The 15,319-nt window shown below is 44.9% G+C and carries 13 protein-coding genes; 6 read left to right on the top strand and 7 right to left on the bottom strand.

Annotation, left to right across the window (positions count from 1 at the left end):
- Positions 1-309: 309 nt before the first annotated feature.
- Complete coding sequence (locus tag QUB56_RS17855; protein WP_332956929.1) at positions 310-807, bottom strand: sulfotransferase; 498 nt, start codon at positions 805-807, stop codon at positions 310-312.
- A gap of 443 nt (positions 808-1,250) precedes the next feature.
- Here QUB56_RS17855 and QUB56_RS17850 point away from each other — a divergent pair, with 443 nt between their 5' ends.
- The 3 genes from QUB56_RS17850 (at position 1,251) to QUB56_RS17840 (ending at position 3,652) form a co-directional block, all read left to right on the top strand.
- Positions 1,251-1,919 (top strand): peptidoglycan-binding protein, encoded by a 669-nt coding sequence (locus QUB56_RS17850; protein WP_332956927.1) that lies wholly within the window; start codon positions 1,251-1,253, stop codon positions 1,917-1,919.
- Positions 1,920-2,201: 282 nt separating this feature from the next.
- A complete protein-coding gene (locus QUB56_RS17845) occupies positions 2,202-2,627 on the top strand; it encodes a photosystem I reaction center subunit II PsaD (protein WP_332956926.1) in 426 nt (141 codons plus the stop codon).
- A gap of 164 nt (positions 2,628-2,791) precedes the next feature.
- Positions 2,792-3,652, top strand: a complete 861-nt coding sequence (locus QUB56_RS17840; RefSeq protein WP_332956925.1) for a GNAT family N-acetyltransferase — start codon at positions 2,792-2,794, stop codon at positions 3,650-3,652.
- Here the strand turns inward: QUB56_RS17840 and QUB56_RS17835 are convergent.
- Positions 3,646-3,891 carry a hypothetical protein gene (locus QUB56_RS17835; RefSeq protein ID WP_332956924.1) on the bottom strand — a complete coding sequence of 82 codons (246 nt, stop codon included), beginning with the start codon at positions 3,889-3,891 and terminating at the stop codon, positions 3,646-3,648. The two genes, QUB56_RS17840 and QUB56_RS17835, sit on opposite strands and share 7 nt — an antisense overlap.
- Here QUB56_RS17835 and trpE point away from each other — a divergent pair.
- The gene (gene trpE / locus QUB56_RS17830) at positions 3,870-5,417 is read left to right on the top strand and encodes an anthranilate synthase component I (protein WP_332956922.1); all 1,548 of its coding nucleotides are present in this window, start codon (positions 3,870-3,872) and stop codon (positions 5,415-5,417) included. The two genes, QUB56_RS17835 and trpE, sit on opposite strands and share 22 nt — an antisense overlap.
- Positions 5,418-5,521: 104 nt before the next feature.
- Positions 5,522-6,406, top strand: a complete 885-nt coding sequence (locus QUB56_RS17825) for a PhzF family phenazine biosynthesis protein (protein ID WP_332956921.1) — start codon at positions 5,522-5,524, stop codon at positions 6,404-6,406.
- 178 nt (positions 6,407-6,584) lie between these two features.
- Here QUB56_RS17825 and QUB56_RS17820 read toward each other — a convergent pair whose 3' ends face one another.
- The 3 genes from QUB56_RS17820 to petH all read right to left on the bottom strand — a co-directional run bounded on the left by QUB56_RS17820 (position 6,585) and on the right by petH (position 10,634).
- Positions 6,585-7,436: a hypothetical protein gene (locus QUB56_RS17820; RefSeq protein ID WP_332956920.1), complete on the bottom strand. Its 852-nt coding sequence runs from the start codon at positions 7,434-7,436 to the stop codon at positions 6,585-6,587.
- Positions 7,437-7,809: 373 nt separating this feature from the next.
- Positions 7,810-9,126: a homoserine dehydrogenase gene (locus tag QUB56_RS17815; protein WP_332956945.1), complete on the bottom strand. Its 1,317-nt coding sequence runs from the start codon at positions 9,124-9,126 to the stop codon at positions 7,810-7,812.
- A 302-nt stretch (positions 9,127-9,428) separates the two neighbouring features.
- Positions 9,429-10,634 carry a ferredoxin--NADP reductase gene (petH, locus tag QUB56_RS17810; protein WP_332956919.1) on the bottom strand — a complete coding sequence of 402 codons (1,206 nt, stop codon included), beginning with the start codon at positions 10,632-10,634 and terminating at the stop codon, positions 9,429-9,431.
- A gap of 681 nt (positions 10,635-11,315) precedes the next feature.
- Between petH and QUB56_RS17805 the strand changes: the two genes are divergently transcribed.
- On the top strand, positions 11,316-12,320 hold the full coding sequence (locus QUB56_RS17805; RefSeq protein ID WP_332956917.1) for a phosphoribulokinase: 1,005 nt from the start codon (positions 11,316-11,318) through the stop codon (positions 12,318-12,320).
- An 82-nt stretch (positions 12,321-12,402) separates the two neighbouring features.
- Here QUB56_RS17805 and QUB56_RS17800 read toward each other — a convergent pair whose 3' ends face one another.
- Both QUB56_RS17800 and QUB56_RS17795 read right to left on the bottom strand, forming a co-directional pair.
- The gene (locus QUB56_RS17800; RefSeq protein ID WP_332956916.1) at positions 12,403-13,599 is read right to left on the bottom strand and encodes a 5-methylcytosine restriction system specificity protein McrC; all 1,197 of its coding nucleotides are present in this window, start codon (positions 13,597-13,599) and stop codon (positions 12,403-12,405) included.
- A gap of 47 nt (positions 13,600-13,646) precedes the next feature.
- The gene (locus QUB56_RS17795) at positions 13,647-15,293 is read right to left on the bottom strand and encodes an AAA family ATPase (protein WP_332956915.1); all 1,647 of its coding nucleotides are present in this window, start codon (positions 15,291-15,293) and stop codon (positions 13,647-13,649) included.
- Positions 15,294-15,319 lie beyond the last annotated feature (26 nt).

Genomic DNA, 15,319 nt, shown 5'->3' with positions numbered 1-15,319 from the left:
ATTTGTCCAAAAAGACAACTGATTAAACTGGGTAAATAAATCTGGCGGTAAAATCGTTTGGCGCGATCGCAACTCGACCTTGGGACGGACTGTATGCAGCCCTTTCAGGTTGAGTTAGCTGTCAAATTATGGTGCATCATATTGGACATTTTCAAAATCATGATTGAACGGTTCCTCCTGTAAAAATTGATAAATGAGAGCCAAAACTTTATCCAGTTTTTGCGCTAACAAGTCGTAGTCAACCAACAATAACCGCGAACTGTATTCGCTATAAAAAGCCTCCTTGAGTGCGTTGTAAGCAAACCCTACTCACCTACTCCCCTGACTTAAGGTTTCAGTCCGGGTGTAAACAGTTGCGCGTTCGTTGGGATTATTAAATAAGCGGGAAACATCAAAGGAATTTTTTCTCACCAGCCGTTCGATACTGTCCATAATCCAAGCCACATTCCGCACGCAGCAAATCACCTTTGAGGTGGGAAATAGCTCTTGAATTAAAGACAATTTGCTACACCACAACCGATTCGTATCAAAGATGACTTCTTTATCTGCTTGGGACTCGTAGAACGTTGAAAATATCCCTAAGGTCAATGCCCGTTTTTGCTCTGGGGTGATAAAAACGGAAAACTCATTGTCTTCGCTCATCGCTTCCAGGATTCGGCTGACCAGACTCCCGACAGGGCTAGACATACTCGCGTGAAACCGGGGGTTTTGTCGCAGTAAGGCTCCGAGTAAGGTAGAACCCGAACGAGGCAGCCCAGAGATAAAGTGGATTTTTGGAGAGTTTCTTACTTTAGGTAGAGTGTTCATTCACAAAAATTTGATATACTAGATTACTGTCCTTCATTACGTTTTTTCAAAAAAATAATAGTAGGGTTTAAAACTTTTAAGATATAAAAACGCAAAACTTAATATAAAAACGCAAAACTTAATATAAAAACGCAAAACTGAAAAAGCAATGGGAACGATCGCGATCGCGATCGTTCCCATTGCTCTAGCTATTGGAATATAGCCAAGATACGCGCATTCGGAGGACACGGCGTAAAATTTTCTAACAAGATTCAACACTGATGTATCAGACCAGATTGCCCAAGTTGAGTAAAGCTGAGGATGTACGCCGGCGAGTAAAGTAGTTTCACGCACGCGCCCCGGCTGCGCGAGATTTATTTCCACCTAATTATCTAAAAATTTTTTGCCCGGAAAACGATTTTTGCAACAAGCATATTTCAACTGAGAATTTAGCAAAATCGATTATGTCATCCACAACCCAGATGAAATCTACTCAAGCTATAGGCAAAAAGCCGCAACTGCAATTAGGTTCTCAAGGTAAAGCGGTATTGGAACTCGAAGAACTGCTAACGAAGTTGGGCGTTTACCGACAGCCTGCTAAAGGAATTTTTAACAAATCAGTTCAATTTGCTGTGAAACTGTTTCAGTTTCGGGTGTTCTTGCCGCCGGACGGTATTGTCGGGCCGCTCACTTGGCAGGTGCTTGATACTGAAAATCCAGTTAATATGCCGATACTCAGATTCGGCAGTTCTGGAAAAGCAGTCGCTAATGTTCAGGAAGTTCTCAGCATTTCCAAGCACTATGGCGGTAAAATTGATGGCGAGTTTTCTACTTTGACGGAGAAAGCTGTTCGCGCATTTCAAAAAAGCTTTGGGATAGAGATCGACGGGATTATTAATCAAGAAACTTGGACTGCTTTGAGTCAAATTCCGCGCGGCTATGACCCTAAGTGGTTTTTGACCAGGGCGGTTTCATTCTCAGGGAAACCAGGGTTTTGTAGGGGTAGTGCCCCCGTGCCTACCCTCCCCATCCACGATTTGCAGGCGTTTCAGGGATTGGGGCTCTTCCCGAGTGAAGAACCCCTACAAAGAATGAAACAGCCCTGGGTTCTTGACATAGGGTTGACGCGGTAAATTGTGCGATCGTGTGTGGAGGGAATTCGAGGAAGGTGCGAGGCTTCTGGTGCTGTTGGCGCACTCGAAGCATTGCTATTTTTTTTATTATTTTTTCTGGATTCGTGCTTTCTAATTCTGTTTTATAACTTTGGAGGAAATTACCAATTATCAATTATTAATTACTAATTATCAATTATCAGAAAAGATCGATCGCCAAAAAACTGTTAACTTTCCTTACAATTTCCACAGCCGTGTCGCGTCATGATGATACGATGCCGTAAAAATCCTTTGGATATGTTTATGGCAGAAGAACTCACTGGACAACCCCCTCTTTTCGGCGGCAGCACCGGCGGCTTGCTGACCAAGGCGCTAGTTGAAGAGAAGTACGCTATCACTTGGACTAGCCCCAAGGAACAGGTGTTTGAAATGCCTACAGGTGGCGCTGCGATTATGCGTCAAGGCGACAACTTGCTGTATCTGCCCCGGAAGGAGCAGTGCATCGCTTTGGGTGGTCAGCAACTGCGGGCTAAATTCAAAATCTCGAACTACAAAATTTACCGCGTGTTTCCCGACGGTTCTACTGAGTACCTGCATCCCAAAGATGGCGTGTTCCCTGAGAAGGTGAACGAAGGTCGTCCCTACAACGGTAAGATTGACCGCAATATTGGCAGCAATCCAAATCCGGCTAAGCTGAAGTTCAGCGGTAAGAAGACTTTCGATCCTTAGACGATGACTGCATGGCTGAGCAAAACATAGGTAATATTCCCTGGACGGCTCAGCTTGTAAACTTGTTTTTGCAGTAGTATTCGGGTGCAGGAGGCCGTCGGCTGCAGCGCCCGAATACTACTGCAAAATTCAAATCTAATTAAAAGTTAATCGTTAAATTAAAAATGAATGTCGCAATCAGGCGAGCGCAGCCTTCTGATATCGATGTTTGCGCTCGCATTAATTATGAAGCGTTTAAAGATATTTCCGATCGCCATCAATTCCCTACATATTGTCCGACGCTGGAGTTTTCAACTGAAATTATTGACCTTCTGATCGAAAGTCCGTTGTGTTTTGGCATAGTAGCCGAGAGGGAGGGTGCGGTTGTCGGCTGCGGGTTTATGGACGAACGCAACCCGATTCGCGGTATCGCGCCTGTCGCTGTCGAGAGAACTTTTCAAGCCCGCGGCACGGGACGGGAAATCATGAAAGCTTTGCTGGAACGGGGACAGGATGGTCGGGGCATCCGTTTGCTTCAGGAATCTTTTAATCTGGCTTCGCTGTCGCTGTACGCTTCTGTGGGTTTTGAAGTGAAGGAACCTTTAGTTTTAATGGAGGGGAAGTTTCGCAGCCAGCCTCCCTATGGGTTTGAGGTGCGCCCGATGGCTAGTGAGGATGTTGAGGAATGCGCTGCTTTGTGCGAAAAACTCTGCAGGTGCGATCGAACTTCGGAGATTGAAGACGCCCTAAATGATTATTCTCCCTTCGTGGCTTGCAAACAAGGTCGGATTGTAGCTTATACTTGTGCGGTGTCGGCTTTGAGCCACAGCGTCGCCCAAACAGAAGCCGATATGCAGGCTTTGCTCTTGGGGGCTGCTGCGTACAGTTCACAAGAATTGCTTTCTTTTCTTTTGCCGCTGAGGTATGCAAGTTTGTTTCGCTGGTGCTTGCAAGAAGGGCTGCGCGCCATCAAGCCGCTGGCGGTGATGTCAGTTGGCGAGTATCACTCGCCGGAGGGATGTTGGCTTCCGTCTTTTGTTTATTGAGCAGCAAGACGGTTAGGACGCTTTGAATCACTGAAATCATTGCCAAGATTGCATTTTCCTTCTTCCTTGTTCCTTGTTCCTTGTTCCTTGTTCCTTGTTCCTTCTTCCTTCTTCTTTCTTCCTTCTTCTTTCTTCCTTCTTCTTTCTTCCTTGTTCCTTCTTCCTTGTTCCTTCTTCCTTCTTCCTTCTTCCTTCTTCCTTCTTCCTTCTGATATATATGATATTTCCCGATTTCTCACAATTTTCGGAACTGGCGAAACAAGGCAATTTTGTACCCGTGTATCAAGAATGGGTTGCTGATTTGGATACGCCGGTGTCTGCATGGTATCGGGTTTGTGCGGGTCAACCTTACAGTTTTCTGCTGGAGTCGGTCGAAGGCGGGGAAAAACTTGGGCGTTATAGTTTGTTAGGGTGCGATCCGCTGTGGATTTTGGAGGCAAGGGGATCTCGCACAACTCAAGTTTACCGCGATGGTTCGCAAAAAGTGTTTGCGGGCGATCCGTTTGTAGCTTTAACTGAATGTTTGCAGCCTTACAAACCGGTGAAATTGCCGCAGTTACCGCCGGGAATTGGCGGGCTATTCGGTTTTTGGGGTTACGAGTTAATTAAGTGGATAGAACCGCGAGTTCCCGTGTATCCAGCCAGCGAGAATGATTTGCCGGATGGGTTGTGGATGCAGGTGGATAATTTGCTGATTTTCGACCAGGTGAAGCGGAAAATTTGGGCTGTAGCCTATGCGGATTTGCGCGAGGTTGGCGTTGATTTGGCCGAGGCTTATCAGCAAGCGTGCGCTCGGGTTTCTCGGTTAGTTGATAAGCTGAAGTCGCCACTTTCCCAGCAATCTACTCTCATAGAATGGACACCTCCCAATAACGGGCAAGATGCCCGTTCCACAACCGGAAATACAGAATTGGCTTACACTAGCAATATTACCCGTGAAAAGTATTGTGCCAATGTCTTAAAGGCTAAGGATTATATCAAAGCCGGAGATATTTTTCAAGTAGTTATTTCCCAGCGTTTGGAATCTGAATACAGCGGCGATCCTTTTGCACTTTACCGCTCTTTGCGTCTGATTAATCCTTCTCCGTACATGGCTTATTTTCATTTCGGAGATTGGCAGATTATCGGTTCTAGTCCCGAGATTATGGTGAAGGCGGAAAACACTGCTGATGGCAAAAAGATTGCAACTTTGCGACCGATTGCCGGCACTCGCCGCCGGGGTAAAACTCCCGAACAAGATGAGGCTTTGGCTGCTGAATTGCTGCAAGATCCGAAGGAAATTGCCGAACACGTCATGTTAGTTGATTTGGGTAGGAACGATTTAGGCAGAGTTTGCCGAAACGGTACTGTAAAAGTTGACGAATTAATGGGGATTGAGCGTTATTCTCACGTGATGCACATTGTGAGCAATGTGGTGGGAGAATTGGCCCAGGATAAGACAGCTTGGGATTTGTTGAAAGCTGGTTTTCCTGCGGGTACGGTTAGCGGTGCTCCGAAGATTCGGGCGATGGAGATTGTGCACGAGTTGGAAGGTTGCCGCCGGGGGCCGTATTCTGGGGTTTACGGGTATTATGATTTTGAGGGGCAATTGAATAGTGCGATCGCAATTCGGACTATGGTTGTTCGTTCTCAAGGAGGCGATAAACATTCGGTTTCTGTGCAAGCAGGCGCTGGTTTGGTGGCTGATTCTAACCCGGATATGGAGTACGAAGAAACGCTCAATAAAGCCAGAGGAATGTTGGAGGCAATTCGCTGTTTGAAGTAGGGAGGCAGAGCCTCTGGATCTCTGTTACCAGGCAGAGCCTGGTAACAAGAAATAATCGGCTGTTGAAACCGCTGCTACACAAACTACTGTTGAACGAGGGAAATGTGAATTTTTATATAGTTGACGTGTTTGCAGAGTCAAAATATGCTGGCAATCAACTCGCTGTATTTTGCGGTGCGGGAGTTGCCGAACTATCTGAGACCAAAATGCTGCAGATAGCGAGGGAAATCAATTATTCAGAAACTACATTTATTAGATCGCCCGATCCGCGAGATGGCGGCTATGACGTGCGGATATTCACGCCCAAGAAGGAATTGCCCTTTGCCGGTCATCCGACTTTGGGCACTGCGTTTGTGTTGCAGCAAGAGATTATTCGCGAAAAGGTCGATCGAGTAATTCTCAATCTAGCCGTCGGTCAAATTCCAGTTACTTTTAATTATCACAATGAATCGGCAGATATTTTGTGGATGCGACAAAACCCGCCTAGTTTTGGTCAAGTTTTATCAGCCGCAAGTCTGGCAAATGTCCTGAATTTAGAACCTGATGAAATTGATGCCAACTTCCCAATTCAAGAAGTTTCTACGGGAGTGCCGTTTATAATTGTCCCATTAAAAACTCTCGCCTCGCTCAAAAAAGCTCAAGTCAACTTAGATAAATATTTTGAGCTAGTTGATACAATGGAAGCGAAAGAAATTTTGATATTTTGCCCAGAAACCTACAGCAACCTTAATGATTTAAGCGTGCGAGTTTTTGCCCATTCATTAGGAATTCCAGAAGATCCGGCAACGGGAAGTGCTAACGGTTGTTTGGCTGGATATTTGGTAGAATATGCTTATTATGGGTCAGCAAAGATTGATGTCAGAGTTGAGCAGGGTTATGAAATCGAGCGACCTTCTTTGCTGTTGTTACAAGCAGCCCAAAATGAAGGGGAAATAGCAGTTTTGGTGGGCGGTAAGGTGGTGATGGTAGCTAAGGGAGAATTTGTGTAGAATTTTTAACCGCAGATGCACGCAGATATACGCAGATATTTACAGCTAGATTTAGATGCTTGTTTGGCGATCGAGATGTTACAATTTTGCTAAGAGCGATCGCAGCACTTTGTCTGCTTATGGGAGTCGCAGCGCGGGAAAACCAGCCATCTGCCGCTTAAAGCAATTCTGTCTGAGTTTAAACAAAGCGCTTTTTTCGGAAAATTTGCAATTGAGTGCGATCGATCTGAACGACTACTGGCCGGCGCTTGTTGAGGACGATCGCATTGTGTCTGTTTAGCAAAAGCCACTGAGCCAATATAGCCAAAATCGCGCGCCTTTTGAGAAACCTGCCTTCAAAACGCGCCATTCCGACGATCGCCTCTTCGATTTTATAACAACAGTTGTTGCCTTTGGGGGAAATCACAAAAATCGTTCCCGGTATGTAATCGCCTCCATTTGCCCAGAAAGCATACCTTTCGCCTAAAGTAAAGTAGTGAAAAACATTATTAGCAGTAGAAGTTTTAGCTAACTTTTCCGAAACTCCCAAAGAATTAAAAATTACAGTCGATCGAATATAATCCGGGTATTTTGCTGCTATTTGCTGAGCAACTTTGCCGCCCAAACTTTCTCCGATGACATCCGGCGGATTTCCGCTGTAAAATTGCTGCTTTATCCAATCCATAGCACCCGCAGTTTGCGCCGATTTTAACTGGCGTTCTAGTTTTGCCACAAATACATCGGGCGTATCTTCCAAAACGCGATCGAAAGGATACCAAGAACCGTAGCCGCGAATCACGAGCACAGGCGGATTATTGCCAGAAATGGGGACGCGACTTTCAGCATAAAAACCAGTGCGAGAGTCTTCAAACACTTTTGTTATGATATAATTTCCATCAATAACTTGCCCTGACTCGTGCCGAATGTAAATTGAAGGATTATTGGGTTTAAAAGTATCGTGCAGTTGGGGTTTTGCAAACTTTTCGTAGAGAGAATCTAGCAAGTGCCTTCCCGTCTGGCGATCGACAAAATCCAATTCTGTTCCTTTCATTATCTGGTAGCCGCCGGTTTTACCAACAATATTTAATAAATACAAAAAATCTACATAAACCCGCCACCGCACAACGAATAATCTAAATTAACTTTTACTTGTATCAAAAGGCAAAAATCTACATGACATTTACCGTTTCGCCGAAAACTCAACAATCACGGACTGTGCAACAGAAATCGATCTAATTAATCTGCGTTAATCTGTGTTAATCTGCCTGTATCTGCGGTTAAAAAAAGAGAAAGTATTAACCGCAGATGACAAGGTATTAACGCCGATGCAGGCAGAGGAAGAGAATAGAGTGAGAGGACGGGTTTGAGAGATTGTCAATTATTAGCAAACATTGTAGATAAAACCCGCCCCTACCCAATCACTTTTACAAAACTCGCAACGTGCTAGCAATACTATCGACTCCTTCCATCGCGCGAATTTCATCAAGTGCTAGTTGAAAATTACCTTCTCTAACATCGTGAGTCACGACGACAATTTCTGCTAAATCGCCGTGAATTCCCGTCTGCACAACTGATTCCAAACTAACTTCGTGGTTGCCGAAACAAGTACCGAGTTTGCCAATTACCCCCGGAGTATCGCGCGTCAGAAAACGAGCGTAAAAGCGAGTAACAAGTTCCTGCATCGGAGCAATTTTGCAGTAGTGTTGGTGACTGCAACTCAGCAAAGGATGGGGAATCGGAACAGTTTCGGTTTTCAGGATAGCCGCCACATTCATAATGTCAGATACTACGGCGCTAGCTGTGGGACCGGCACCGGCGCCGCGCCCGTACAGCATCAATTGCCCGATCGGCTCTCCTTCGACTAAAATTGCATTGTAAACCCCGTTGACACTTGCCAGCGGATGAGTTTTCGGCACAAAAGTAGGATGCACTCGAATTGACAGCAGTTCGCTTTCTCCCTCCGCTTGCTTGCCATTGTAGCGGGAGGTTTCTTGAGCAATAGCCAACAATTTAATCACAAATCCCAGCTTGTCGGCGTAGTCAATATCAGCCGCACTAACTTTTCTGATACCTTCGCAATGAACATCTGCTAATTTGATGCGTCCGCCAAAAGCTAGCGAGGCTAAAATAGCAATTTTATCGGCCGCATCTAATCCATCTACATCTGCTGTGGGGTCAGCTTCAGCATAACCTAACTGCTGGGCGTCGGCGAGCACTTCGGCAAAGTCTGCGCCTTCTGTTTGCATCCGCGTCAGGATGTAATTAGTTGTGCCGTTGACGATGCCGGTGACAGTTTGAATGCGGTTTGCACCTAAGGATTGTTTCAGGCTTTGAATGACTGGAATGCCGCCGCCGACAGCAGCTTCTAGCATTACGTAAACGCCTTTTTTGTTGGCGGCCTCGAAGATTTCATTACCGTAGCGGGCGATAACTGCTTTGTTGGCAGTGACGACGTGCTTGCCGCTGGCAATAGCTTGCAGAATGAGCGATCGCGCCGGTTCCAATCCGCCAATCAGTTCTACTACGATATCAATTTCCGGGTCAGTTGCGATCGCTTCTAGGTCAGTTGTCAGCACATTTTCTGGCAATTGTAAAGACCGAGTTCGAGAAATATCGCGCACTCCCACCCGATAGATTTCCAATTCCTGCAACAGCGGATGGCGACCGTCTGGGGAGAGCAAAATCTCTGCTGTTCCCGCGCCAACTGTACCCAAACCTAACAAACCAATTTTGAAAGCCACGACTTTGACCCGTAGAAACTCAATTAAGCCACAACCATTGTAGGCTATTGGCGTACCGGAGCAATCAAAATAGTATTGTAGGGTACGCATTCCCTACCTTATATCAAATCCGTTAGCATCGGAATAGTAAATTTGAGTTCACGGTTGACTATTGACCGCGAACAGTCAACAGCGAACAGTCAACAGTCAACATCATTCCGGTGTAACCGGAAATGATATTACAAGCCGGATACAATTGCCCTACAAACAATTGTAGGGCGAGCCAAGCCCACCCTACAAATCAGATTAAATCAGGTAACACATTAATAAGTTTCAACGTGCCAACGGTGGTCTTTCTTCAACTGTTTCTGATAGGCAGCCCAGTCAACGCCGTACTTGCTAGACGCGGCCGACATTCCCTCATCAATTCCGCCTTCCATACCCTTCAAACCGCAGATATAAGTGTGAGTATTCGGCTTTTGAACCAATTCCCACAATTGGTCTGCGTTCTCTTGAATCCGGTTTTGAATGTACATCTTGCCGCCCTGAGCATTCTTTTGCTCGCGGCTGATGGCATAAGTCAAGCGGAAATTATCGGGGAACTCGCGCTGCAATTGCTCCAACTCTTCCTTATAGAGAATGTTGGGAGTGTAAGCAACTCCAAAGAACAGCCAAGCTAAACCTTTGAACTTGTAATCTGGATTGTTTTCTTTAAACATCCGCCACAAATAAGCCCGGAAAGGAGCAATACCCGTACCGGTAGCCATCATAATCACGGTGGCTTCCTCGTCGTCGGGTAACAACATTTCCTTGCCTACGGGGCCGGTGATTTTGACATCATCTCCAGGTTGCAAACCAGTGAGAAAAGTCGAACAAACACCAAAGACTTTTTCACCGGTTTCTGGGCTTTTGTACTCTAGGCGGCGGACGCACAGAGAGACTGTTTTGTCGTCTAGATCGTCTCCGTGACGGGTGGAGGCGATCGAGTAAAGCCGAATTTTGTGAGGTTTGCCGTTTTTATCCGTCCCATCGGGAATAATCCCGATACTTTGACCTTCGAGATAGTGCAAATTGCCTCCAGAAATGTCAAATTTGACGTGACGGACTGTACCCTCGCCGCCTTCTCTGACCAATTCTTCTGTAGAAATGCACTTACCAATATAGGGATTGGCCGGCTTGTAGAGGTTAACAGGAACCTGAACTTTTTCCTTGGCTTGAGTCATGGGCTTAGTTTCTTCTCCAGATTTCTGACTCTGTAGCCCTGCTTCTGGTGCGGCTTTGCCATTTGTTTCGGGAGCGCTGTTTGAGGGGCGGATGCTGACAATTCTTCCACCCATGCGAGCAATCCTGCGCATTTCCTGATTCATGCGATCGTAGGGCACGGAGATAAATACGCTGCCGCTACGGCGAATCGGGTTACTTGTTTGGTCAGTTGCTTGGCTCTGACGCATACCCTCCACTTCGTAAACAAAGATGCGGCTGCCTGATTCTGAGTTGGCCGCCACACCAGATATGCTTGGGCTGTACATTTGTTGATTTTCCTTCACGATACAGAGTTATAAAGAAAGAGAATGTGACGTTAGACTCAATTTACTTTTTTCTTAAGGCCATCGGGACTAATTGGTCACGCCAATTTTTGGGCCTCGCCACGCCGGCGGGAGTCTTGAAGTTGCGATCGCTCGCGTCTCCACTTCCCTACTAGCCGAACGCCGCGCTCACCGAGCCCGCTTTGCGTTCGGCTGTTGACCTATAGCTATTGTTGTCTGCGTACTGCCAATATTTTACCCGATCGGGGGATCTGCCCCGATAAGTCCTTCTGATTTGGGGATTCGGGGAGAGGGTTCCAGGGGGAAGGGGATTCGCCAGAGGGTTCGAGGATTTGACTCTTTGGGCAATGTTGGATTGAAATATACAATTTAAATGCAGTACAGCCTATAAGGACGATTTGACCAGTTAATGAGGTTGAGCTTGTAGGGGGCGGACGCATTCTGGTAAGATTAACCGCTAAAGTTAGTATTAATTACTTGCGTTGAAGATTGCTTGGGTCTTCCCGGGCAGGCAGTCAACATACTGCTGTATGCTGGTGAGAACTCGATCCTCTCGGGGTAGCAAAGCCGCACAAAGCCTGCTTGTCGCTATCGGGGGGCTGAAATTTTGTGGAATCTAGACTTGAGTTAGTTAGTAAACAGTGATTTTGTTAGAGGGAAACTATGACCAGTAAGCCGGATCGCGTGGTTTTAATTGGCGTTGCCGGAGACTCCGGATGCGGAAAATCTACTTTTTTGCGCCGATTGACAGATTTGTTCGGGGAAGATTTCGTTACTGTAATCTGCCTTGACGACTATCACAGTCTCGATCGCAAGCAGCGCAAGGAAACAGGGATTACAGCCCTTGACCCGAGAGCGAACAATTTTGACCTGATGGCCGAGCAAATGAAGGCGCTCAAAGAAGGTCACGCGATCGACAAGCCGATCTACAACCACGAAACCGGTATGATCGACCCGCCCGAAAGGGTAGAGCCGAATCACGTGATTGTGATTGAGGGGCTGCATCCACTGTACGACGAGCGAGTTCGATCGCTCCTCGACTTCAGCGTCTACCTCGACATCAGCGACGAGGTAAAAATTGCTTGGAAAATCCAGCGCGACATGGCGGAACGGGGCCACCGTTACGAAGACGTGCTGTTTGCGATCAATGCTCGCAAACCGGATTTTACCGCCTACATTGACCCGCAAAAGCAATATGCTGATGTGGTAATTCAAGTGTTGCCCACCAACTTGATCAAAGATGACAAAGAGCGGAAGGTTCTGCGCGTGCAGATGATCCAGCGCGAAGGCATCGCCAATTTTGAGCCTGCGTATTTGTTTGACGAAGGTTCAACAATTAACTGGGTTCCTTGCGGTCGCAAGCTGACTTGTTCCTATCCCGGAATTAAGATGTACTACGGCCCCGACGCTTTCTACGGTCACGAAGTCTCGATTTTAGAAGTAGATGGTCAGTTCGAGAATCTCGAAGAAGTTATTTACATCGAAAGCCATTTGAGCAAAACTTCTGCGAAGTATGAAGGCGAGTTAACTCACCTGTTGCTCCAGCACCGCGAATATCCTGGTTCCAACAATGGAACTGGTTTGTTCCAAGTGTTAGTCGGATTGAAGATGCGGGCGACTTACGAGAAGTTGACTGCAAAAGAAGCGAAAGTGGCTGTTAGTGTTTAGAACCCTGACATGAAAGATTTGAGAGGCGCAATTGCGCCTCTTTTTTTGTGGAGAAATGAACCGCAGAGGGCGCAGAGTAGAGTTAGGAGAAGGTGTTGGGAAGTAGAGAGGCTAAGAAGGTTTTTCCGGCTTCATTCAAGTCCCTATCTAGGGAAAAAGTTAGACTGCAAACTCGGATATCACCATGTTTTATTTCTAGTGGCTGTTTGAGGTTTTGCGGGTAGACGAGAATTGCATTTTGGCAATTTAATGCATTTGCGTAAGCAACTATTTGATGAATGTCATTACTGGCTACTTTATCGGTAGCTTTGTATTTTGTATCGAGGACATACTGGACTTTACTTGTTACAATATCGCACAGCAGTAAGTCAATCCGATCGAAATAGTTTTGGTCATGTGTGACTCGGTGTTGTTGTTTGACAAAAAATCCTTTTGGTGTATTTGCTTTGAGCCATTCAGCGACAAATTGTTCATATAAATTAGCCATGTCTATGAGAAAAGGGAGCATTTCGCGATCGCCTTTTTCGTGACTGGGCCCTGTGTTATCTAAAAAGAATCGACATAAGGCGTGTAAAAGTTGATAATCTTCATTCAAACGGTGATAATTTCTATCAATACAAGCTTTTGATTTAAAAGGTTTTAATGTAACAAATCCTTGGAGTGCGTGAAAGGCTTTTCGCACAGTGGATGAAACAGATTCACGGCACAAACCGCTGCGGCCAATGATGAAAAGTGTCCAAGCGAGTATTTGATTTTCTTCGATATCGCCTGTTTGTTCGTTATAGTGGCATTTTAGTTTAACATCCCAAGGTTTTTGCAGGGCTGACCGCAAATCGACGCGACCGCGAATGTAGGCGAGTCTTTCGGCTTTGAATAAGTAATCGCGATATAATCCTTTGCGACAGCGTTCTAGAATTTTGTGGGCAAGAATGTTAGCTAATTTCTCGTAACTTTGTTGTAAAGATTGGCACTGAATCGATCCTTGGGGAAATTTTATATTAAGGTTGTAGGCATAGTCAATCATTCCGAAGAGATTGTTTATGGGAACCTGTGGGCTGATGGCGATGTGAAATTCTGGAGAGATGGGAATGTTGCCCGCTCTGCCTTTAGATTTTAAGTGCCATTGATATTTTGTTTTAAAGGTGGGAAACTCTATATCGATTTCCTTGTCATAATTATTGTGTATTTTTTGTCCTACTGATTCGGGGATTGAGTCTTGTTCAAAGCTGGCGGATTTATATTCTGTGAGTTCGATGATTTGGGGTGATTCTCGTTTCATAGATGCTGTAACGCCGTGTTTGTGGTAATAATGGTAGTGTTAGATTATCAATTGCTGAAGTGATATTTAATTTTATCCCAGAGAAATCCATCCATTTTTGCCTGATTATCAAAGAAGTATTCTTCAAGGTATGGCTCGATTTCCATTTGCCAAATATCTTGGATATCTTCAGCTAAGGTTTTTGTCAAAAAGAAGGATATGCCTAATTCATAATGTTTGTTGTTAATGGCGCGATTGACATCTTCTAGAATGCTAGTTAATTTATCAACTGGAAAACCTGTTTCCTCTCTGTGGTGATACTGTCGCAGGACTTCATAGTTTGGATAGACGGGAATGAATGCGAAACGGCGGCGGAGTGCATTGTCAACTAAGGCAATAGAACGGTCTGCGGTGTTCATCGTGCCAATAATGCGGACATTTGTAGGGATTCTAAATAGTTTACCGCTGGCTAGTATAATAGAGCGTGCTGTGTCTTGTCGGTCATCTAGGAGATACATTAACTCGCCAAAGACTTGAGAGAGGTTTGCGCGATTAATTTCATCAATAATGAGAACGCAAGTATCTTCACAGGCTTCGGCTTTTTCGCAGAATGCTAGGAATCTACCGGGAACTATTGAGTAGGTTAATTGTGCGTTTTGAGTTGTGGGGCGGATGCCTTCGATAAAGTCTTCGTAGGTATAGGCGGGGTGAAATTGGATTATGTCTGAGAAACCGTCACCGCCCCCGATTAAATGTTTGGCTAGTTTTTCGGCTATGAAGGTTTTTCCGGTTCCGGGTGGACCTTGGATGATGGTTTGGCCTTTGCGGTTAATGGCGTGTATCCATTGAGTTAGTTGGGTTGTTTGAAAACCTGTAATTTTTGAAATTTTTTCGACTTGATACTCTGGGTTAAATTCTTTTTCATAGACTGAAAAATATTGACTGATAAGAAGCTCTGGGTTATTATTTGCTCCGGTCAAGTTAAAAATCAATAATAAGGGAAATAGTTTTTTAAAGGTTTGTGCTATTTTTTTAATTAAGTGTTTGGCCGAATATCTTAGTATTTCCTCTGACTCAAGTGATATCGTGACTTGAACATCAAAACCTCTAAGCTGTTCCAATTCGGTTTTGGGATAGCTATTTATTTCTGATAACATATTTTCTAGTAGTTTATGAATACTTTTTTCAGGCTTCCTTCTGCGGTTTAATCTTTCCTCCCAATCATTGGTTGCTAAACCACTATAAGAAAAATAATGTCGGTGTGGAAGGTGATAACGTTTAAGAATTTCGATTAAATTAACGTTGTTTTCATAATCTTTGTAGCAACTTACCATTGCCGTAAATAAATGGTTTTGTCCAGAAAAACCAAAAGTTAATGTCTGGTTTTCAACTTTTAACATTAACTTATCAGATTGCCTACTATGAGAACTACCGTTAAAACAGTAGTCTACACTGTAGACTACTGTGGATTTCAAAGATTGTGTTTGAATGCTGCCAAAGCTCTCCTGCGTGATATCTATATATTTTTTAATAAAATCAGGCAACTGCTCTTCTACCTGGCTTAAAATATACTTGACTGGCTCTTCTACATATTTTAAGAAATCTTTTTTGTGTTCCCGGTAAAAATCCGAACTGGGATTTTCATTAAATTGTGCCAATAGGTTAAATGTCTTTACTGAAAAAGGACATTCAGGATGTACAAAAATTTTTTCCATTTTGTCTGTATGTTTAAGGTGACTCA

The organism is Microcoleus sp. AR_TQ3_B6 (genome assembly GCF_036702785.1).
Lineage (GTDB): Bacteria > Cyanobacteriota > Cyanobacteriia > Cyanobacteriales > Microcoleaceae > Microcoleus.
This window is presented reverse-complemented; position numbering and strand designations above follow the sequence as displayed.